The 20,094-nt window shown below is 56.4% G+C and carries 27 protein-coding genes; 9 read left to right on the top strand and 18 right to left on the bottom strand.

Going from position 1 to position 20,094, the window contains the following annotated elements:
• Positions 1-95: 95 nt before the first annotated feature.
• Genes ERD80_RS18680 through fliF form a run of 6 tightly spaced genes read right to left on the bottom strand, consistent with a single transcriptional unit; the run spans position 96 to position 6,024 of the window.
• Positions 96-797 carry a hypothetical protein gene (locus ERD80_RS18680; RefSeq protein WP_211145603.1) on the bottom strand — a complete coding sequence of 234 codons (702 nt, stop codon included), beginning with the start codon at positions 795-797 and terminating at the stop codon, positions 96-98.
• Positions 794-1,237, bottom strand: a complete 444-nt coding sequence (gene fliJ, locus ERD80_RS18675) for a flagellar export protein FliJ (RefSeq protein ID WP_021509866.1) — start codon at positions 1,235-1,237, stop codon at positions 794-796. Before fliJ ends, ERD80_RS18680 begins: the two co-directional genes overlap by 4 nt.
• Before the next feature lie 24 nt (positions 1,238-1,261).
• Complete coding sequence (fliI, locus tag ERD80_RS18670) at positions 1,262-2,617, bottom strand: flagellar protein export ATPase FliI (protein WP_136548003.1); 1,356 nt, start codon at positions 2,615-2,617, stop codon at positions 1,262-1,264.
• Positions 2,617-3,321 (bottom strand): flagellar assembly protein FliH, encoded by a 705-nt coding sequence (fliH, locus tag ERD80_RS18665; RefSeq protein ID WP_021509868.1) that lies wholly within the window; start codon positions 3,319-3,321, stop codon positions 2,617-2,619. Before fliH ends, fliI begins: the two co-directional genes overlap by 1 nt.
• A complete protein-coding gene (gene fliG / locus ERD80_RS18660; RefSeq protein WP_021509869.1) occupies positions 3,314-4,306 on the bottom strand; it encodes a flagellar motor switch protein FliG in 993 nt (330 codons plus the stop codon). Before fliG ends, fliH begins: the two co-directional genes overlap by 8 nt.
• Entirely contained in the window at positions 4,303-6,024 is a 1,722-nt protein-coding gene (gene fliF / locus ERD80_RS18655) for a flagellar basal-body MS-ring/collar protein FliF (RefSeq protein WP_088516928.1), read from the bottom strand. The genes fliG and fliF overlap by 4 nt, the downstream gene beginning before the upstream one ends.
• Positions 6,025-6,301: 277 nt before the next feature.
• Between fliF and fliE the strand changes: the two genes are divergently transcribed.
• Positions 6,302-6,613 carry a flagellar hook-basal body complex protein FliE gene (fliE, locus tag ERD80_RS18650; protein WP_021509871.1) on the top strand — a complete coding sequence of 104 codons (312 nt, stop codon included), beginning with the start codon at positions 6,302-6,304 and terminating at the stop codon, positions 6,611-6,613.
• Between the two features lie 45 nt (positions 6,614-6,658).
• On the opposite strand, the gene ERD80_RS22560 is transcribed toward fliE, so the two are convergent.
• The 3 genes from ERD80_RS22560 to ERD80_RS18640 form a co-directional block, all read right to left on the bottom strand.
• Positions 6,659-6,832: a hypothetical protein gene (locus ERD80_RS22560; RefSeq protein WP_158251397.1), complete on the bottom strand. Its 174-nt coding sequence runs from the start codon at positions 6,830-6,832 to the stop codon at positions 6,659-6,661.
• 85 nt (positions 6,833-6,917) lie between these two features.
• Positions 6,918-7,103: a hypothetical protein gene (locus ERD80_RS18645; RefSeq protein ID WP_058785645.1), complete on the bottom strand. Its 186-nt coding sequence runs from the start codon at positions 7,101-7,103 to the stop codon at positions 6,918-6,920.
• 169 nt (positions 7,104-7,272) lie between these two features.
• Positions 7,273-7,473, bottom strand: a complete 201-nt coding sequence (locus ERD80_RS18640; protein ID WP_058757398.1) for a hypothetical protein — start codon at positions 7,471-7,473, stop codon at positions 7,273-7,275.
• Between the two features lie 538 nt (positions 7,474-8,011).
• Here ERD80_RS18640 and ERD80_RS18635 point away from each other — a divergent pair.
• On the top strand, positions 8,012-8,275 hold the full coding sequence (locus ERD80_RS18635; RefSeq protein ID WP_058757399.1) for a biofilm/acid-resistance regulator YmgB/AriR: 264 nt from the start codon (positions 8,012-8,014) through the stop codon (positions 8,273-8,275).
• A 241-nt stretch (positions 8,276-8,516) separates the two neighbouring features.
• Positions 8,517-8,738, top strand: a complete 222-nt coding sequence (locus tag ERD80_RS18630; RefSeq protein ID WP_058757400.1) for a hypothetical protein — start codon at positions 8,517-8,519, stop codon at positions 8,736-8,738.
• Positions 8,739-8,774: 36 nt separating this feature from the next.
• On the opposite strand, the gene ERD80_RS18625 is transcribed toward ERD80_RS18630, so the two are convergent.
• Positions 8,775-9,986: a diguanylate phosphodiesterase gene (locus ERD80_RS18625; RefSeq protein ID WP_058776032.1), complete on the bottom strand. Its 1,212-nt coding sequence runs from the start codon at positions 9,984-9,986 to the stop codon at positions 8,775-8,777.
• 243 nt (positions 9,987-10,229) lie between these two features.
• Between ERD80_RS18625 and ERD80_RS18620 the strand changes: the two genes are divergently transcribed.
• A complete protein-coding gene (locus ERD80_RS18620) occupies positions 10,230-10,478 on the top strand; it encodes a hypothetical protein (protein ID WP_021509875.1) in 249 nt (82 codons plus the stop codon).
• A 57-nt stretch (positions 10,479-10,535) separates the two neighbouring features.
• Here the strand turns inward: ERD80_RS18620 and ERD80_RS18615 are convergent, their stop codons facing one another.
• Positions 10,536-11,171 carry a S24 family peptidase gene (locus ERD80_RS18615; protein WP_127834274.1) on the bottom strand — a complete coding sequence of 212 codons (636 nt, stop codon included), beginning with the start codon at positions 11,169-11,171 and terminating at the stop codon, positions 10,536-10,538.
• 141 nt (positions 11,172-11,312) lie between these two features.
• Between ERD80_RS18615 and ERD80_RS18610 the strand changes: the two genes are divergently transcribed.
• The 4 genes from ERD80_RS18610 to ERD80_RS18595 all read left to right on the top strand — a co-directional run bounded on the left by ERD80_RS18610 (position 11,313) and on the right by ERD80_RS18595 (position 13,036).
• The gene (locus tag ERD80_RS18610; RefSeq protein ID WP_031280179.1) at positions 11,313-11,702 is read left to right on the top strand and encodes a hypothetical protein; all 390 of its coding nucleotides are present in this window, start codon (positions 11,313-11,315) and stop codon (positions 11,700-11,702) included.
• Positions 11,683-12,012, top strand: coding sequence for a hypothetical protein (locus ERD80_RS18605; protein WP_248295873.1), 330 nt, complete (start codon positions 11,683-11,685; stop codon positions 12,010-12,012). The genes ERD80_RS18610 and ERD80_RS18605 overlap by 20 nt, the downstream gene beginning before the upstream one ends.
• 82 nt (positions 12,013-12,094) lie before the next feature.
• Complete coding sequence (locus tag ERD80_RS18600; protein WP_136548001.1) at positions 12,095-12,619, top strand: hypothetical protein; 525 nt, start codon at positions 12,095-12,097, stop codon at positions 12,617-12,619.
• Positions 12,620-12,769: 150 nt separating this feature from the next.
• A complete protein-coding gene (locus tag ERD80_RS18595) occupies positions 12,770-13,036 on the top strand; it encodes a hypothetical protein (protein ID WP_021509881.1) in 267 nt (88 codons plus the stop codon).
• A gap of 17 nt (positions 13,037-13,053) precedes the next feature.
• Here the strand turns inward: ERD80_RS18595 and ERD80_RS18590 are convergent, their stop codons facing one another.
• The 4 genes from ERD80_RS18590 to ERD80_RS18575 all read right to left on the bottom strand — a co-directional run bounded on the left by ERD80_RS18590 (position 13,054) and on the right by ERD80_RS18575 (position 16,874).
• Positions 13,054-13,293 carry a DinI-like family protein gene (locus tag ERD80_RS18590; protein ID WP_021509882.1) on the bottom strand — a complete coding sequence of 80 codons (240 nt, stop codon included), beginning with the start codon at positions 13,291-13,293 and terminating at the stop codon, positions 13,054-13,056.
• Positions 13,294-13,630: 337 nt separating this feature from the next.
• Entirely contained in the window at positions 13,631-13,954 is a 324-nt protein-coding gene (locus ERD80_RS18585) for a DUF6388 family protein (protein ID WP_058776037.1), read from the bottom strand.
• Between the two features lie 73 nt (positions 13,955-14,027).
• Complete coding sequence (locus tag ERD80_RS18580) at positions 14,028-15,320, bottom strand: sugar ABC transporter substrate-binding protein (protein WP_168926292.1); 1,293 nt, start codon at positions 15,318-15,320, stop codon at positions 14,028-14,030.
• A gap of 9 nt (positions 15,321-15,329) precedes the next feature.
• Entirely contained in the window at positions 15,330-16,874 is a 1,545-nt protein-coding gene (locus tag ERD80_RS18575; RefSeq protein WP_058771162.1) for a methyl-accepting chemotaxis protein, read from the bottom strand.
• Between the two features lie 207 nt (positions 16,875-17,081).
• On the opposite strand from ERD80_RS18575, the gene yedD reads away from it, so the two are divergent.
• Positions 17,082-17,543 (top strand): lipoprotein YedD, encoded by a 462-nt coding sequence (gene yedD, locus ERD80_RS18570; RefSeq protein WP_104188863.1) that lies wholly within the window; start codon positions 17,082-17,084, stop codon positions 17,541-17,543.
• Between the two features lie 50 nt (positions 17,544-17,593).
• Here yedD and fliT read toward each other — a convergent pair whose 3' ends face one another.
• Genes fliT through fliD form a run of 3 tightly spaced genes read right to left on the bottom strand, consistent with a single transcriptional unit; the run spans position 17,594 to position 19,776 of the window.
• Complete coding sequence (gene fliT, locus ERD80_RS18565) at positions 17,594-17,953, bottom strand: flagellar protein FliT (RefSeq protein ID WP_136547999.1); 360 nt, start codon at positions 17,951-17,953, stop codon at positions 17,594-17,596.
• Positions 17,953-18,357 (bottom strand): flagellar export chaperone FliS, encoded by a 405-nt coding sequence (fliS, locus tag ERD80_RS18560; RefSeq protein ID WP_125311393.1) that lies wholly within the window; start codon positions 18,355-18,357, stop codon positions 17,953-17,955. Before fliS ends, fliT begins: the two co-directional genes overlap by 1 nt.
• 12 nt (positions 18,358-18,369) lie before the next feature.
• On the bottom strand, positions 18,370-19,776 hold the full coding sequence (fliD, locus tag ERD80_RS18555) for a flagellar filament capping protein FliD (protein ID WP_136547997.1): 1,407 nt from the start codon (positions 19,774-19,776) through the stop codon (positions 18,370-18,372).
• Between the last annotated feature and the right edge of the window lie 318 nt (positions 19,777-20,094).

Here is a 20,094-nt window from a genome sequence, read left to right as displayed (position 1 = left end):
CTGGTGGCGGTGCTGTTTTCACCGCTGACCGGCAGCTGGCTGTTGCCGGCCACGCTAAAGCAGCACCGCGCCGGAAACGGGCGCCTCAGCCAGTGCTATCGCCGCCTGCTGAGCAGCGTGCTGCGCCACCGCATGCTGACACTGGCGATGGCGATGCTGGCGCTGTTGCTGGCCGGCGTGCCGCTGGCGGCCGCGCTCTGCACCGGGCTATGGCTGACGCCGGTCAGGCTGGTCAGCGCATCGCTGCCTTTCGATTGCTGGCCATCCGGCTTCGCCTGTTCCTCTTTCAGCGCACTTTGCAGCGAACTGTTAAGTAACGCAGCGTTTAAGCTGGTGCGCGCCTCACCCCGGGTTTCCAGCGCGGTGCTGTTATCCACTGGCGGGCTGCTGCGGTTTTCAACCATCGCTGGCAACATGGCAAACAGCGCCTGCACATTCTCTAAGTCGCTGGCAGTTAACGAACTTGCTGCGCGCTTGTCATTATCATCGGCTGATTTCAGCCCGGCTTTAGTGTTTTCCGGCTGTAAAAGTGCGTTTAACGCCTCTGGTTTGTCCAGTGCCTGCAGCAGGGCGCTTAATGACGCTTTTGTGACGTTTTTCGCGTCAATTTCTGCCGCCAGATCAGCGGATTGCGCGCCATTTCCCTGCTGCTTAACCAGCGTCAGCAGGCGGTTGCCCAGCTCGGTAATAAATCCCTGCGGCAGGGTGTCAGCAGCGGACAGATTGTCCACTGCCGCTGAAGGTTGTGCTTTGCCGGTTTTGGCAAGCTGTGTCAGCAGTGTTGGCAGCGTGTTCATTCGCCTTTCCTCAATGCGGCCCGTTGGGCAAATTCATCCATCCGTTTCTGATCGAGACGGCTTTCCTGTCGTAATGCGTTCTCTTCCGCGCGGGTAATCAGCGTCTGATAGGCATTCAGCTTCTTATGCTTTTCACGCCAGTTGCTCAGCGCCTGTTCCAGCCGCTGGTTCCACTGATTAAGCTGCTGGCGATGCTGTTCGATGGCTTTTTCCAGCGTCTGAATAAACTGGTGATAATTGCTCCAGCGCGTGCTGGCGATGCCGCCGGACATATCCTGATTGAGCTTATTACGGTACTCATCCTGGTAATCGAGCAGCATGCTGAGCTGCTGATCGGCCTGCTGCTGACCGCGACGCATGTCGCCGAGGTGGATCACCGCCTGTTCCAGATCCTGCTCCGCCAGGTCGCGCAGCGTATCAATCGCATTGGCTGTCTTCATCGCGTTACCTCAAGTCGGGCGGCGTTAGCCGAACATCGCCTGCAGGTGCAGGCAGGCATCGTCATAATCGCTGCGTTCAAAAATGCCCTGCTGCAGGAAAGCTTCCATCTGCGGATAGAGCTTAATGGCCCGGTCCAGCATCGGATCGCTGCCTGCGGCATAAGCGCCGACGCTCACCAGATCGCGGTTACGCTGAAAGCTGGAGAGCAACTGCTTGAACTGGCGCACGCGCGCATAGTGGGTTTCATCAATCAGCGAGGTCATGGCACGGCTGATCGACGCTTCAATATCAATGGCCGGATAGTGACCGGCCTCGGCCAGGCGACGCGACAGCACGATGTGGCCATCGAGAATGGCGCGCGCCGAGTCGGCAATCGGGTCCTGCTGGTCGTCGCCTTCGGTCAGTACGGTATAGAACGCGGTGATTGAACCGCCGCCGTGAATGCCGTTGCCGGCGCGTTCTACCAGCGCCGGCAGCTTAGCGAACACCGAAGGCGGATAGCCTTTGGTGGCCGGCGGCTCGCCGATCGCCAGCGCGATCTCACGCTGCGCCATGGCGTAGCGGGTGAGGGAGTCCATAATCAGCAGCACGTGCTGACCGCGATCGCGGAAATCTTCGGCGATGCGCGTGGCATAAGCGGCCCCCTGCATACGCAGCAGCGGCGAAACGTCGGCCGGCGCGGCGATCACCACCGAGCGCGCGCGCCCTTCGGCGCCAAGAATGTTCTCGATAAACTCTTTAACTTCGCGGCCACGTTCGCCAATCAGGCCCACCACGATGACGTCGGCTTTGGTGTAACGCGCCATCATGCCGAGCAGCACCGATTTCCCCACGCCGGAGCCGGCAAACAGCCCCATACGCTGGCCGCGGCCCACAGTGAGCAGGGCGTTGATCGCCCGCACGCCGGTATCCAGCACATCGTGGATCGGCGTACGCTGCAGCGGGTTGAACGGCGCGGTGATCAGCGGCGCGCGGTAGCCGGTTTCCGGCGCGGGCAGGCCATCCAGAGGTTTGCCGCTGCCGTCCAGCACGCGGCCGAGTAGCTCCGGCCCCAGCAGCAGCTGTTTACCGCTGTGATCGCCGTGCACGCGGGCATATACACGCGCGCCGGGCAGAATGCCATCGACCTCTTCCAGCGGCATCAGAAACAGTTTCTGGCCGTTGAAGCCGACCACTTCGCTTTCCACTTCGGTAATCGTGCCGTTGTCGTGGCGCTCAATAATGCAGGTGGCGCCCAGCGGCAGCTGCAGGCCAGTGGCTTCCAGCACCAGACCGGTGGCACGCGTCAGGCGGCCATAGCGGCGCACCGTCTGCACCAGACTGATGCGGTCTTCAAAACTGTCGAGCGCGCCCAGCCAGCGCGAAAGGCGTGACGTCATCAGAATGCTCCCGGTGCCGCCAGACGGCACAGCTCCTGCCAGCGCGTGGCGACGCTGGCATCCAGATCGCCGTCTTCGGCGCTGAGTTTACAGCCGCCGGGATGCAGCGAACTGTCGGCCAGCAAACGCCAGCCATGTAAATCGAGCGTTGGGCCCAGCGTCTGCTCAACGCGCTGCAGATCGTCCGGGTGCACGCGCAGCTGCGGTTTGCCGCTGAACATCGGCTCCTGCTGAATCAGCTGCTGGATCTGGCGCAGCAGGGCGCTGCCATCCACCTGCGTTGCCTGGCCAATCACCGTGCGCGCCGCTTCCAGCGCCAGCTGCATCAGGCGCGACGCAATCACGCTATCCAGCGCTTCCAGCGTGTGATGGAACTCGGTGACCAGCTGCTGCATACGCGCCTGCAGCGGAGCCTGCTGCTGCTGGGCATCGGCCAGTCCCTGCTGGAACCCGGCGTCATAGCCGTTTTGCTGCGCTTCGGCGAAGCCTTTCTGATAACCTTCGCTGTAGCCCTGCGTCTGCGCATCTTTACGCATCTGCTGCTGCAGACGTTCCAGCTGCTGCTGCTGTTCATCTTCCTCGCTCAGCACGAGGTCGCTGTCCGGCTCCTCTGCCAGCAGCAGTTCAGGCTCAGGCGGCTGCGGCGCGCCTAAATCATCAGGCTGCCAGCGCTGCCATGCACGGGCGGAAAAGGCATCAGACATAGGTTTCCTCGCCACCACCAATTACCATCTCGCCTGCTTCCGCCAGACGGCGCACGATAAGCAGAATCGCTTTCTGTTCGTTCTCCACCGCGGACATACGGACCGGGCCACGGTTGGCGAGGTCGTCGCGCAGGATATCGGCGGCGCGCGCCGACATGTTTTTGAGGAATTTCTCGCGCAGCGGCTGCTCGGCGCCTTTCAGGGCAATCAGCAGCTGCTCGGACTCCACTTCCTGCAGCAGGCGCTGGATGCTGCGGTCGTCCACTTCCACCAGGTTTTCGAACAGGAACATCTCGTCGATGATCTTCTGCGCCAGCTCGCCATCGAAGTCGCGTACTGCTTCGATAACCGCTTCTTCCTGCTGGGTTTTCATCAGGTTGATGATTTCCGCTGCGGTTCTCACGCCGCCCATCTTCGCGCGTTTGAGGTTGGTGCCATCCAGCAGGCCATTGAGCACTTCGGTCAGCTCTGCCAGCGCCGCTGGCTGTACGCCGCCGAAGGTGGCGATACGCAGCATCACATCGTGGCGCAGACGCTCGTCGAACAGCGCCAGAATATCCGCCGCCTGGCCGCGCTTCAGGTGCACCAGAATGGTGGCGATAATCTGCGGGTGCTCGTCGCGGATCAGATCCGCCGCCGCCTGCGGTTCCATAAAGTTGAGGGTTTCCATGCCGCTGGTGGTTTCGCGCGTTTCGAGGATATCTTCCAGCAGGCTGGAGGCGCGCTCTTCGCCCAGCGCCTTGATCAACACCGAACGCAGGTAGTCGTTGGAGTTGAGGCTCAGCGCAGCAAACTGTTCGGCATCGGTTTCGAACTCGCGCAGCACTTCGGTCAGCTGCTTGTGCGAAATCTGTTTCATGCTGGCCATCGCGGCGCTGAGGTGTTGCACCTCACGCTGGTTGAGGTGTTTAAACACCTCGGCCGCACGCTCTTCGCCAATGGTCATCATCAGAATGGCGCTCTTTTCAGTACCGGTCAGACTCATAGTTCGTTACTCATCCATTCGCGGATAACCAGCGCCACAACGCGCGGATCGTTTTCAGACATATCGCGGATGCGCTGGCTCATCACCTCGGCGCTCATGCGGTTGTTAGATTTGCGCTCCTGGTCCAGCTCGTCTTTATTGATCTGGACGCTGTAAGCGGCTTCTTCCTCACGGGCGGCAGCACGGGCAGCGGCGGCTTCGGCGGCGGCTTTCTCGGCTTCACGTTTACGCAGCAGTTGCGGACGCACCATTTTGCGATAGAGGATGAAGGCAACCAGTGCCACCAGCAGCCAGCGACCGGCGGTCATCAGCTGATCAAAGAACGACTGCTGCTGCCAGAAGGGCAGGTCGCCGCCGGTTGGTTCGGTAGTGTTAAACTGCGAGTTCACCACGTTGACGCTGTCGCCACGCGTTTGCGAATAGCCCATCGCTTCGCGGGTCAGATCTTCAATCTGCTTGATCTGCTGATCGTTCAGCGCCACCGCTTTGCCTTTGCCGTCATCGCGGTAGTTGACCACCACGGCGACCGACAGGCGCTGCACGTCACCGACGTTGAGTTTGGTGTGACGAATGGTGCGATCCAGCTCGTAGTTCACCGTATCGTTGCGGCTGGAGCTGCTCGGGCCGCTGCTCTGTGCGGTGCTGGTCGAGGTGCCGGCATTCTGCGCGTTGTTGTTGTTCTGCTGACCGTTAGCGTTGTTATTGTTCTGCTGCTGCGGGTTGGTGACCGGCGCGGTATTGGCCGGCGCAGGCTGATTCGACAGCGCACCCGGTACGCCGCCCGGATACGGGCTGCCGTTCTGATCGTTGGTGCTGGTCTGGCGTGAGCGAATCGCCGTGTTATTCGGGTTCGCATTCGGCTGGTACTTCTCGTCCGTCTGCTCGCTGCGGTCAAAGTTAATCTGCGCGGTCACCTGCGCATGCACATTACCCTGACCGAGAATCGGATTCAGAATGGCTTCAATGCGCTGCTGATAGCGTGCTTCCACTTCGGAGGCGTATTTCAGCTGGGCATCGTTAAGATCGCGGCCTTCGCTGTCGGAGCGCGTCAGCAGGCGACCCGCCTGATCGACCACGGTCACATTGCCTGGTGGCAGACCGGCAACGCTGCTGGAGACCATGTGCTGAATCGCCTGAATCTGGCCCTCATCCAGCGCACGGCCTGGTTGCAGGTTCAGCGTTACTGAGGCAGACGGGGATTTTTGCTCGCGCACGAACAGCGTCGGTTTTGGCATCGCCAGATGCACGCGCGCGCTCTTCACCGGTCCGAGCGTTTCGATGGTGCGCGCCAGCTCACCTTCCAGCGCACGCTGGTAGTTAATCTGCTCACTGAACTGGCTGATACCAAACTTCTCTTTATCCATCAGCTCAAAGCCTACCGAACCCCCTTTCGGCAGTCCCTGCTGGGCAAGGCGCAGACGCAGCTCATGCACTTTATCGGCGGGCACCATCAGGGCGCCGCCGTTTTCAGCGAACTGGTAAGGGATGTTCATCTGGGTGAGCTGGGTAACAATCGCGCCGCCATCCTCATCAGAGAGGTTGTTATAGAGAACGCGATAGTCGGGCGCTTTGGCCCACAGCACCAGCGCCAGAACCACGGCGATAGCGGCCGCGGCAGCAACGATTAATGGAATACGCGGATTTGCGCGCAGGCGGGCGAGAAGGTCATTAAAGCCTTTCTTTGCTGTATCCTGTGTGGCGGCTGCACTCGCATTCATGACCAATTCCTGCCTGACATAATTGACCGGGTGTATGTAGGTGACAAAACTGACTCCCTGATACGCATCCCCGCCCGTTGATGCCGTGTAGCTGGCCGACGGGGTAGGGGAAAAAATGAAATTCCAATCTAATGCCTGGCATTATTTGATGAATCGTGTCACTTCGATGGCTGGATAAGCCGGGTTTTTTGCAGTCATTTAGCGCCTTTGTCCTATTGACAGTGTGTTAACTTTTCCTCCGTGAAAAAAAGAACCCTTCATCTATGAGGTACAGGCAATGTCAATTCAGGCAATTGATGGCGTACTGCAGCAGCTGCAGCTGACGTCACTGCAGGCCAGTGGCAAACCGACCGAGTCCGCCAGTCAGCTCGATTTTGGTGCCACCATGAAAGCCGCGCTGGATAAAATCAGCGCCACCCAGACCGCTGCGCGCAGTCAGGCGCAGGATTTTGAGCTGGGTAAACCGGGCATCCAGTTGAATGATGTGATGGTCGATCTGCAGAAATCGTCGATTTCGATGCAGATGGGGATTCAGGTGCGTAACAAGCTGGTGAATGCCTACAGCGAGATCATGAGCATGCAGGTCTAGCGGCGCGCAATAAAAAACCGCCTGAGAGAGGCGGTTTCGTCAGGGTCAGGGCAGTGACAGTTTTTCGCTGATCGTCCTGTAGCCCTGTTCAGCGAAGCGTTGCTTGCTGATGGCATCGTTTTTGGTGGGTTCAAACCAGGCACCTTCTCCACTGGTTGAGAAAAACCAGACTTCTGGCTGTTCTGCGCCGCGCTGCACCCAATAAAATCCTTCCTGCATTATAATGTCCTCCTCACAGGAATATAGTTCAGCTACGCTGCGCTTAACAGCGTAACTGACAATATTCTCACCTGCAGACGAAAACCTAAGCAGATTGCACCTCTTCCGGTGGCATCAGTTTGCCACTGAGAAGTTTAAAACCGGCAGATTTAAAACGAGGCAGAGAAAGCGGTATCGGCTCCATCGGGCGATAAAAACCGCGTCCAGCATCCCAGTACCATACCTCAGGCTCAGTTGTGCTGCTGCCTACCCAGTAAAAACCCGTATCCATCAGTGCTCTCCAGAAATGAATGAAGGCACGCCTTCTCTAATTTCCGCAAAATAATGTCTTAATTAAACTCAATGATCAATCTCGGTTGCCGCTTCGCTTATTAACGCCAGCAGTCAGCGGCCACGAAAATAACATCCGGTGGGTCGGTCCAGATATCATCGAAGGTATTTTACTGATCCTGATAAGGATCTTTTTTGTCATCCTGACTGTCATCGCGTGTACGCGGGATTTCGCCGTGCTCACGAGCATCATCATGGGCTGGATGATCATCTTCCTCATAAGCATTACCTGCATGCGGCGCGGCTTCCGGTAAACCCTTGTGTACCTCGCCCTCGTTTTTACGCTCCTTGTTGGTTTCGTGTTGTTTCATCTTTCTCTCCAGTAGGGGTTTTGTTGTGATGAATTTTAGCTGATCGCTGGCCGTTTCTGGCGGCCGTAATCGTTTTCACACTCTACACGCAGAACGGCTAAATTGTACAGTTTTGCAAAGTTGTACAAGTTTATGGGGGCTGTATAGAAGTGCACGCGTCAGCAAGGAGTAAAAATAATTTTGTTGAGCAGAAAGAGAGGCTTAGCACAGCGCCTGATATTTTATTCAGGTTAACCGCATGATTTTTCCTGCAAAAATGGTGATTTATTGTTGAAGAGAATGGAGAAACTATTGTGCAAATCTCCTCTGACCACACGAAATGCTAACTAAATTGTTGTACAAGTTTTCCATCTTTGTATAACTTCTCGCTTGTGGCAGTCAGTCACACGTAACGAATGATGCTTTGCATCGCCTCTGAAGGTGTTGTGGATTTCCACTTTCAGAGGCTGCTTTTTTACCTGTGCTGATTCAAAAATTTAACCTGAGTAACCGATTAATCACTGCAGTTTGCACTGCAGCTTACCCGATGAGGCTTGTTATGAAACAGAATGCATCGACGTCAGCAGAGTCTCAATTGTCAGAATATTTCCAGCACGCGGGTTCAGAATATGCCAGTGAAAAAGAGGTCATCGCGCTGATTTACAAACAGCTGGCGGCGGTGAAACTGCGTGTGAGCAATAAAGATATTATTCTGGCCCTGCTGGAGCGATTAGAGTCTGAACATGACGTGGTTCAGCTGGATATTTATCGCCAGGCACTGGAACTTATTGTTCAGCGCACGCCTGACGATATCGCTTCCTGAAACCTGTGTCTGTCGTACTCCACTCCATTGCCGAAACACGGACGTTTAGTTGCCTTTTTGTTTCGCCCCTTAGCTTAGGGGCATTTATTCTCTTCGCGTCTCGTTTCCTGCCTGAATAAGCCCAGCGTGAAATGCACAATTGCCTCTATTCTCTGCTACAGTATTTAGCTGGAGTAAGCTTTCATGCAAGCAGGGTTACTCATTACGCCAGAGGGCGTATCACTTTATCGGGCACGCATGAATGTCTGATTCGCGGCTCAGGCCGCTGGGCAAACCTATGAATGATGGTTATTACTGGATTAAAGATGGCGAGCGCTATCCGGAAGTGTGGCTGTACCAGAAGCAGTTTGGCTGGTTTCGCCCATGCAGCGCGGTGCCAATGACGCAGCGTACCTTTGAGATGATGAAGTACGTAGTGCTGAGTGAACGGCTGGAAGAACCGGCGCGTGAGACTGAGTGTTAAGCCTGTGACCGCCGTTACGGCGGTCAGCTTTGCCGGTTACTTAATCTCCGGCCAGGCTACTGCCGGGAAACCATTAAACTGTGGGCGGGCAAACAGATAGCCCTGGAATTGACTGACACCGACCGCTTCCAGCCACATCCACTCCTCTGCTTTCTCCACGCCTTCAGCAATCACCGCGATCTCCAGCGAAGCGCAGCACTTAATAATGGCATGCACAATCGCCTGTTTTGGGCCGCTTTTGTGCACGTCACTGATGATTTCCCGATCGATTTTGATCTTATCCGGCTGGAATTTAGACAGCAGCGACAACCCCGCAAACCCGGCACCAAAGTCATCCAGCGCTAGGCTGATACCGGCCGCCTTAAGTTTTCTTACTTCTGCCGTAAATTCTTCAGCACGCGAGATGATTTCATTCTCCGTCACTTCCACCACGATCTGCTCCGGTACCAGACCGTTGGCCGCGATTTCCTGTAGCAGGAAATCCACCGCATTCGGGACGGTGACCAGCGACATCGGCAGCAGATTGATGGTCAGCGTCTGCTCGCCGAGGCCGAGATTTTTCGCCAGGTTGAAGGCCAGACTTTTGGACTGAATATCAGCATGGTAAATCGCATCACCGCCAAACGCAGAGAAGTACTCCTGCGGTGAACCGCCGTCCGGTGTGCGAATCAGTGCTTCATAGGCCGTAATACGCCGTGAGAAGGGATCAACAATCGGCTGAAACGCAAACCGGCAATCCTGCACATAATGGTGCAGACTCTCCAGCTGACGCTGGCTTTCCGCATCAGTGATAAATTCCCAGGTATTCGCCGGCGGGATCTCGAAATAGTTCTCTTTTTCCCGCGCCTCAACGAAGGTACGCAGGAACTGCAGTGCACGGTCGTCATAGGTGAGCTGGTAACGCGAAGTGCCTTTATCCAGTACCGCCTGTAGCACGCTGGATTTGTCATGCTCGCGTAGGTCAAACAGCTCCATACCGACGTTACCAAAGCGCCGGGCTGGCGCGAAGTCATGCATCAGTTCCACCAGATTGTGATGGCGGGCGTCGCGGCAGATACGGTCGTAAATGCCCTGAACGGCCTGATCGGGCCCTTCAAGCAGCTGGAAGAAATGCCGTCCATCAAATAACAGAATGCCGGTGACATCTGAAACTTCGTTTTTCTTATTGGCTTTGCCAACCATATCCTCCAGCGTTTTGATGGGAACGTGATCATAGAGATGGCTGCGGTAAAGGATGGTAGTCAGCATGAGATTGTCCGGCGCTATCGTTATTTTGCCTTACATTAACAGCCAGACGGCAGGATCTGTCCAGCGCTGAGACGCGTGATCGTTAACTATTTTATAAAATTCCACTTAACCGAAGCGGCTGGCGGCTCACGGCAGGGGGAATTTTTACTCAACAGCTGGTCAGCGAGGTTAACGATAAATAAATTCGATTGAAAGGATAAATGAAAAGCGTATCGTTAGCCGGGTTAACCGGAGGTGATAAAGATGTTGCGTGATTATTTGAAGATTGATGAAAGCGATCGTTTAGTTGAGCAGAGCTTGTTACGCCTGCATAACCGTGGACAGGAAGATGTCACCGAATGGCACATTGTCGGTGCCAACGGTGAGCAAAAGGGCAGCGTGGCGCTGTTCGATAAACTGAGTAACCGTCGCTCTTATCGCGTTAGTTACCGTATAACGCAAACCGATCCCGAGGGAAGGGTGATCGTCGATCATCTCACCGACACGTTGTGATTTTTGCCGTAGTCTTTTGTTGGATTTGACCCGCCGCGTGGCGGGTTTTTTGCTGCTTCAGCGGCTGCCGCGCCGCCGCATTTCTACCAGCGTGCCAATCAGTTCCAGCGTACTTTTCTGACTCTGCTGCACGGGAAAATCTTCGTTCAGCGGCCGTAACGAGAAAATTTGCTCGTCGTGCATCCGAATAATTCGCACCATCGCGGCGTCATCTACCCGCGCCAGCACCACATCACCCGGCTGGGGCACGCGTTGCGGATCAAAGATCAACCGGTCGCCGGCGCGATACGCCGGGTTCATGGCGTCATCTTCCAGCGTTACCGCCAGCGCACTGTCGCTCAGTGCTTCGTCACTGTAAAGAAAGCGGACGGCCTGCTGCTGCCACTGCAGTCGCTGCTCATCCAGCCAGTCCGCGGCCTGCACCAGCGTGACCAGCGGCACGGCAGTGAGAGCGGGGGAAGCGTGCGTACTGGCAAACGGCTGGCCGTCGCCATCAATAATCCACGCCGCGCTACACTGCAGCAACTCCGCCAGCCGCAGCAGATGCTCACCACGCGGCACCGTCTCTTCTTTCTCCCACTGCGAAACCGCAACGTGCGACACGCCAATGCCATTGGCCAGCGCCTGCTGCGTTAATTTCAGTGCCTTACGGCGCTGGCGAATGCGCTCACCACCAGATTCTTTTTTCATCATCTTGACAACTCCTCCAGGCTTGACTTAAGTATACTTAAAATCATTATTTAAAGTAAACTTAAATATGCCGCTGGCCGTGATACTGGCGAGGGAGGTCAGCGGGGTGTCCGGCTAACCCTCGCCAGGTGAGAGAGGTAGGGCATGGAGAGTAGTTTGGTCACCAGCGTAGGCGCACTGCTGCTTGGCGGTGGCGCGGCAGCGGTGTTCTGGAAACCCCTGATGGCGGGGATCGCGTCAATCGTCACCAGCAATCGCGCGGGCGGCGAGATCATCACCAGCTACAAAGAGCAGGTGCTGCTTCTCAAGGAGAGCCATGCGCTGATGCGCCAGGAAAACGATGAACTGCGTATCCGTCACGACAAAAACCTGCGGCGTATCTCATCGCTGGAGACCGATCTGCGTTTGATCAAGAACGCACTCGGTATCCTGCTGGCGACCACCGAAGCCGAGCACAGCGATAAGTTTCGCAGCCAGATTAATCAATTGATCACCACTCTGGAGGAGAACCGCGATGGTGCAGATAAACAGTGAACTGCTGGTGCGAAGCCACCGCCGTCATTTGATGCTGGGTGGCCTGCTGATGCTGTTATCGCTGCTGTGTGTGGCGATGACCATTCTGTTTCTTTACGTCAATAACGACGCCAACCGGCGCGTGGAGGAGATTCGCCAGCAGTACCGGGCGATCTCTGATCGACGCGAAGCAAAGGTCGCCGAACTGACCAGCCAGCTGGTTGAGCTGCAGAAAAAGCTGGATGCCCAGCCGCCGCGCAGCACCAGCCACACCTCAACGCCCTCCACGCCGCCGGCCGGTCAGCAAACCGCGCCACAGCCGCGGCGCTAAGGAGGACCTGATGCGTATTACTGAGCGGATCGCAGTCCGTTTGCAGCAACTGCGGTCTTTATTTAGCAATAAGGAGAAAATTATGAGCGATCAAACTGTCATCAACCCAACCAGCGCTGCGGCGCAACAGGAATTGTCACCGCTGGAGAGTTTTGCCAACGAAACGGCCAGCGCGCCGGCTGCCGCTGACAGCGCAGCTGACAGCGTTGCCCAGCCAGCGACGCCGCCGGCAGCCGCAACGCCGGTAGTCGCAACGCCAGCTGCGCAACCGGCAGCGCCCGCCAGCGCTGAGCAACCCTTTCATGCGGATGCTCCGGTCGATCTCGATCAGCAGCTGGCAACGCAGGATACGCTGGCGAACGGCTCGGCCAGCGCAGGCGCCTCGGCGGCCGCCACGCCTGGTGTGCGCAACGCGCAGGCCACCGCACCGGTTGTTGCCCCCGACACGCCGGCTGCTGCGATCGCCGCCAGCGATGCGGTGGCGCAGGATATCAGCGCCGGGGTGAAGGACTTTGTCCAGGCCTTCAGCTTTGTTGAACAGGGCGTGCTGAAGCTGGGCAGCGCCGCAAAGGATGAACTGATTGCGCTGGCGAAGAAGTATCTGTAATTCAGGCGGGCACAACAAAGGGACCGGGACGTCCCTTTTCCCTGTGGCTCTATACTTCGGATAATTCTGCAGGCGGCTTCGCTATTATCTGCTAACTTTAATTGCTCAGGCGTTATTTTAACTGGCTTTATCAGCAAAAAGGAAAATAGCATGAGTGATACAGAGGCAATCAAAACCAAAACTGACTACCTGCGTGATGTCACCTCACAGCTAAAAGAGATGCGTCACTATGCGCAGACCAACACTGAGACGCTTTCCAGCCACTGGCTGGCCTTTGATGCCGGGGAGTATAAGGATAAAGAGTACGCCACGCGTTTCGATGCGCTGATCAACAAGCAGGGACAGCTGCTGGATGATATCGATCAGGCGATTCAGGATCTGGAAATCGCCATCAATCACAGCGAGCAGGAAAGCTAAACGCGGCAGCTGGTGGCCTAATCGGCCACCAGCCACATCTCGGCTTCATCGAACATCTCTTCAACAATACGCGCAATCGTCGCCTTGTCGTTTTTACTCATATCGGTTTCGATGGCATTACGCTCCATCGGCTTAACCCGCACCTCCAGATCCGGAAAGACGCGCTGCACGCGTTTCTCCAGCTCCTGCAAAATCATTTCGCGCGCGCCCGGTAAACCGGCTACGTTGCGCTTGTCGTAAATCAGCTCCACAAACATCAGGGCATTCCAGTAATCAAAGTGGGAGCGTCATATTACTGTAAATAAAACCAGTGACAAGCGGCATGGCGGCAATTATTTTCATACGGGTGAAACAGCGCGGCGTAAAGATGCAACGACAGGGGAACAAAGCGGGCAAAAGCAGAGGGCCTACGCAAAAAATCGAACCTCTGGAGGTGGAAATCCAGCAACACCTCCAGAGGCGGTGCAATAGCACCTTTCGTTCAAGGACAATCGACGACAGTCGTCGTGAGTATTAAGTTATACAACTTTTCCCATCTTGTACAACTTTTTCCCCGGAAATTTCTCTCCGATCGCCTTTTTATCAGTGCATCGCTTATAACTCGTTCTTAATACAGAACTCTTCCCACGTCATACCTAACGCTTCCGCGTGAGATTTCAGATAGGTTTCAATCGCTTGTGCAGCAACTGCTTTATCCGGTTCCGCCAGCTGGATGGAGAACAGAATGCCGTCGAGCTTCTTCTGACGCAGAAACGCGGCATAGATGCGCTCGGCGTGCCACGCGCGCAGTTCACGCAGGGACATATTGGCGGCGCGCGCATCACTCTCACTCAGTTCATCCAGCGCGGACTGAAAATCAGGGTGGGCGGTGAAAAACAGGCTGCGGGCCAGGGCGTAATACTCTTCAGGGGTTTTCATTCGGGGGTTCCTGCCGGTCAAATTGCGCGTTAGTGTAACCCGCACACGGCGACTTGTCAGGAACCCCGAATGTTTACTGCTGTGCGGCTTGCAGGCGCGTCACGTCCTGCTGATTTTTTTCCAGCGTTTGGTCCACCGTCAGCTTGCCCTGCAGCAGCGCCGCCAGATTCTGCCCGACGGCGTTACCCATCTGATCAAAGCCAGCAATACTGACGTACTGCACACCGGTGTAAGGTACGGTGTTCAATGTCGGTTGATCGACGGTGGCGGATTCAATCGCGCTGCGCACCTGAGCGGCGTAAGGCGCCAGGCGCTGGTAGTTTGGCTGCTGGTAGGTGGAGTTGCGGCTGCCGGGTGGCACCGCTCCCCAGCCGACGGTATCCGCAACCTGCTGAATATACTGCCGCGAGGTCGCCCAGCTGATGAAGTCCACGGCGGCAGCGCGCTGCGGTGAGTTAGCCGGTACCGCAAGCGCCCACGACCACAGCCAGTGCGAGCCGTTGCGCGTAATGCCGCCCGGCGCCGGCGCAAACGCCAGCTTGTCCGCTACCAGCGAAATCTGCGGGTTAATCAGCAGCCCGGCGGCGACGGTACTGTCGATCCACATCGCGCATTTTCCCTGTGCGGTAAGACGCAGGATCTGGCCAAAGCTATTGCTGGCCGTATCCGGCGGACCGTCCTGTTTCACCATCGCCAGATAATCGGTCAATACCTCGCGCCACTCTGGCGAATTCAGCGTCGGCTGCCAGCGATCGTCAAACCACTGCGCACCATAGGCGTTGGCCATGGTGGTGAGCAGGGCCACGTTATCGCCCCAGCCGGGCTGGCCGCGCAGGCACAGGCCATAGATACCGTGCTGAGGATCGGTGAGTTTCGCCGCGAAATTTTTGATGTCGGTCCAGTCGGGATCGTCCGGCATGGTCAGCCCTTTCGCCGCAAACAGATCTTTGCGGTAATAGGTCATGCTGCTTTCCCCGTAAAACGGTAGCGCGTACAGCGTTTGCTGCCAGGACAGTGCTTTGCGCACCGGCGTCAGCAGATCGTCGCTGTCATACTCTGGCGGCAGGTTATTAAGCGGCGCCAGCCAGCCTTTTTTACCCCACAGCGGCGCTTCATAGGTACCCACGGTAATCACATCAAATTTTGCGTCACCGCTGTTCATGGCTGCCAGCACCGCCTGGCGCAGGGCGCCATCATCCATCACGTGCCACTGCAGTTTCACGTCCGGATGCTGCTGTTCGTAACGGCTCGACAGCTGCTGCATGATAGTCATGTCACCATTGGCAATGGTGGCGATATTGAGCGTGGTGGCGGCCTGGCTGAGCAGCGGCAGCGCGGCCAGCAGCGCCATCATGGTACGCTTCATGGCGGCTCCTTATGGCTGCTGCAGGCGGAAGAACGCCATTTTTTCCACCAGCAAACCGGCATGCTGGCTCACCGTCTGGCTGGCCGCGCTGGCCTGCTGCACCAGCGATGCATTCTGCTGGGTGGCACCGTCCATCTGGATTACTGCGGTGTTCACCTGCTCAATGCCGCTGGATTGCTGGCGGCTGGCCACAGCGATCTCACCAACGATATCCACCATGCGCGCCACGCCGTGGTTGATGTCGTTGAGCATCTCGCCAGAGCGCTGCACCAGCGCGCTGCCGGCTTCGACTTTACCCACGCTGGCATCGATCAGCGCCTTGATCTCCTGTGCGGCACCGGCCGAACGCTGCGCCAGCTGTCGCACCTCTGACGCCACTACCGCGAAGCCGCGTCCCTGTTCCCCGGCGCGCGCCGCTTCTACCGCCGCATTCAGTGCCAGCAGGTTGGTCTGGAAGGCGATTTCATCAATCACGCGGTTGATATCCGCGATGCGCTTGCTGGAGGATTCAATCTCCTCCATCGCACTCACCGCGTCGCGCAGTACACCGCTGCCGCGCTCGGCCTGATGGCGCACATCGCTTGCCAGCTCATTGGCCTGCGCGGCGTTGTCCGCGTTGTGTTTCACCGTGGCGGTCATCTGCTCCATACTGGCCGCAGTCTGCTCCAGCGAACTGGCCTGCGCGTGGGTGCGCTCCGACAGGTCGTCGTTGCCATCCGCCATCTGGCGTGCCGCATCGCTCAGTGCATGGGCACTTTCGCCCACCTCGCGCACGATCTCCGCCAGCCGCACATCCATGCGCAGCAGCGCCTGCATCAGTTCACCCATCTCATCGCGCGTTACCGTACCGATACGGTGATTGAGCTCGCCGCCGGCAATGGCATCCGCCAGTTCGCGCGCCTGGGCGATGGAACGGTTAATCGAGCGGATCAGCAGCCAGCCGGAGACCAGCGCCAGACTCAGACCCAACAGCAGGATGGCGATCAGGCTATTGCGTGCCAGCAGGTAGTCGCGGTTGCCCTGCTGCCAGGCCGTCTGCGCATGCTGCCGCATCAGCGCATCCAGCTGGTCAATGTCCTGCTGCAGCAACTGGCTGCCGCTGCGCAGGCGGGTTTCGATGACCACCAGTGCGGCGGACGGGTTACCGCCTTTCAGCAGCTCACCGGCTTCATGCAGCGCACCCTGCCAGCCGTCGAGATGGGTCAGGAAGCGCTGGCTCAGCGGTTTGGTCTGCGCATCAAACGCCAGCTGCTGCCAGGTATGGCGATCGGCGTTGATTTGCTGACCGTACTGCGCAATGCGCGCCAGGCGTTTTTCCACTTCACTGCTGTCGGTCCAGTAGCGCAGCGCATCGAACAGGGTAGCGGATTGCTCCTGCACCATGCGGTACAGGCGTGAGGAGTATTGCAGCGGAAGCAGCTCGTTCTGATAGGCATTTTGCGCGCGCTGATCGGCAGCGCGCAGGCCGATAATTCCCCAGACGGCAGCAATAATCAGTAACAGGCACAGCAGGCTGACAATCGCAGCCAGACGTGCGCGAAGGGTCAATCGCATAACAGCGTTCTCCGAAACCAGGGTGAGTAAGTCGTCAATATTGTTATGGGTGCAGGTGCTTTAGACTTCACATCAGGTTATCGGCGAAGAGTTGAACAGCTTGAGGGCGCCGGAGAAAGAGAAGGGGGATTCCACCGCAGATACCTTGCGTCACGCCGGGAAAACATTATAACGTAGCCGCCATTGATGCGAGTGTAGGGACCGAAGATGAAAAAGTGGATGGTACTGGCCGCGCTGGCGCTGAGCGGCTGTGCGCAAATCAACAGTTATGACGAAGCGGTAAAAACCCCGGCACCGCTGGAACTGCAGGGTAACTGGCAGACGATGGGACCGCAGAGCAAGCTGATCAGCAGCGAGGCCATGGCCAGCCTGATCGTCAGCGCTGATGGCGCTACCCTTGACTGCCGCCAGTGGCAGCGGGTGATTGCCAAACCGGGCAAGCTGACGCGCCTGGATGATGACTGGGTTAACGTTAACCGTCAGGCGCGTGTGATGCCGCTCTCGCTGGAGAACGGTGAGCTGCACTACGATGGCCTGACGCTGCGTAAAGTGGATCGCCCAACCGTCGAGTGCCAGCAGGCGCTGGACGAAGTGGCAAAGCGTCCTGGCGACGCGGTGATTCAGGATATTGAGCCGCAGATTCTCAGGCCGGTCACGGCAGAGAAATAATCCGATTGCGCGGGTAAGGCCACAGTGCCGTTACCCGCGCAATCTGTGGATTAAAGGTTCCCCGGGTAGAGTACCTTGTTAGAAAAGCGGCCATAGGCTGAGGTGACTTTTTGTTGTTGCGACGTTGTTTGTACCAGCGATCGCAGTTCATCCATGCGCTCAGCCAGTAACGTCTTCATCAAGACTTCATTATCCAGTATCTGTTTAATCAGTGCGCGAATTTGCACACGCAGGGCCGCAGGGAGTGCACCCGGATCCTGATTACGTGCCATGCTCTCGACGTTGCGGACATAAGTACTTTCATTCGCCACCAGATCATCCCACAGTCCTTCCCGCGCCTGATTCAGCATAGTGCTACTTAACTTCAGTAACTGCTGATATCCCTGCAACACATCGCCAGGTGCCATCATCAGTAAGATTCCTGTACGTGATGAGGACCAATTTGCTTCCATGCATCGGCGATATTGGTGAGTAATCCTTCAACCTCGACAATGGCCTCTGCATCATTACGTAGGTTAGCTTCAAGCAAACGTCGTGTCATGTAGTCATACAGGTTGTCGAGGTTTGCGGAGAGTTCACCGCCCACCTCATGATTTAATCCTGCGCGTAAGCCGTTGGTAATAATATTGATGGCTTTGGAAAGTGCCTGGCCTTTACCGGGAATGTCGCCCTGTTCCATCAAAATAGTAGCTTTTTTCATGGCGCTGAGTGCGCCATCAAATAGCAAAACTACCAGCTGGTGTGGGCTGGCACTTAACACGGCACTCTCCAGACCGACCTGTGCGTAGGCCTGCGTTCCAGATTTTGCGTACATTTTTAACTCCTGTTAACTGCTCATCGCCGCAAACTGCTGCGTCAGATAGTTCTGGGTTTGCGTCATGGATGAGACCAGCGTATTCAGATTCGTGAACTGGGTTTTGTAGCGCGCCATAGTGGCGGTAATCTGAGCATTCACACGGTCGTAATCATCAGACAATTTCTTCAGTGTCTTGTTGATACCGTCTGTGGCGTTTTGCACTGAACCATCAGTGCCCAGGATCTGGTCGAGATAGTTACTGGTCTGCGTTGCGAAGCCAGTCGTTTTACCGTCACCTGACAGGAACGTCACGACATCTGCGGATTTTTCATCCAGCGCTTTATTCAGTTTGGTGCTGTCGACGGTCAGCTTGCCGTTAATATCCTGAGTGATACCAATCTGAGAAAGCAGTGAAATACTGCCGCCGCTCTGGGCACTGGTGGACAGCTTGGAGCGCAGGCTGGTCTGAATGTTACGCAGCGTGCCGTCGCCCAGCAGATCGCCATTACTGGTATCCTGGGACGTACTGCCCTGATCTACGGCAGTGTACTTCGTCTGGTTACTAATGGTGGTTTGCAGCGAGTTATACGCATCAACATAGGCCTGCACCGCAGCGATCATCGGCGCATTATCCTTGGTGACTGATAAGGTCTCCGGGCTGCCGGTATTGGTTTTGGTCAGGTTCAGCGTGACGCCTTCCGGCGCATCAGTAATGGTGTTGCTGCTGCGGGTGATGGCGACGCCGTTGATGCTCAGTTTGGCGTCGGCAGCGGTTACCTGCTCTGTCATGCCATTGCTGCTGCCACCTTTAGTAAAACCAATGTACTGCGCCAGGGCGCTGTCATCGGTAGAAACCGTCATCTCGTTGATGGTGCCGGTATCACGCGAGGTCAGCGCCAGATAATAGGTATTGTCATCGGATTTGATGATACTGGCGGTAACGCTGCCCTGCTGTTTGTTAATCGCATCTTTAATGTCTGTCAGGCTGGTTTGATCTTTGCTCAGCGTGATGGTCATTGGGTCTTTCTGACCCGGTTGCGTAATGGTGATAGTGCGCGAGGCGAGGCTGGAATCGCCTAAATCGCCATCTTTACTGGTCGCGCTTTTCGACAGCAGCGACTGCGCTTTAGCCAGTTGGGTAACTTCAACCGAAAAGTTACCGGCTGCCGCGTCATTGGCCAGCGTGGCGGTGAACGCAGTGTTGGTGCTGCTGACTTTGGTTGAGGCAATAGCAGAGGTATCTTTTAAGGCCGCTGCGGCCGTTTGCACTTTTGCCAGTGCAGTTTGTACCACACCCCAGGCCGTTAATTTTGCTTTATAAGACGTTTGCTGCTGCGTAATTGGCGTCAGGTTCGCTTGTTCAGCGGTTTGAAGCTGGTCATACAAATCGCTTAAGCCGAGGCTGTTACCGGCATTGAGGTTGCTTACACTTGCCATGTTGGAATCCTTAGGGTTGACGATCACTGGAGAGAGTATCGGCAGCGTTGTAAGGAATATTAGAGAAGGTGAAAAAAAACAATAAGCCAAATAGGGTCGAAATCGTGGCGTGTTTCTGGCCTTTAAAAAAAAGCTAAGGTTTTTATCCGGGTCGACGATAACCATAACAAGCTAATTGGCCTCGGGCCATAAGCCCGATTGAAACCCACTTTTAGAATACAGGACATCATCATGGCCGTTATTAATACGAATACCCTGTCTCTGGTTACCCAGAACAACCTGAACAAATCTCAGTCTTCCCTGGGCACGGCGATTGAG

The organism is Pantoea sp. R102, assembly GCF_004916815.1.
GTDB lineage: Bacteria > Pseudomonadota > Gammaproteobacteria > Enterobacterales > Enterobacteriaceae > Pantoea > Pantoea dispersa.
The sequence above is the reverse complement of the archived record's forward strand: the minus strand, read 5'-3'. Positions and strand labels throughout refer to the sequence as shown.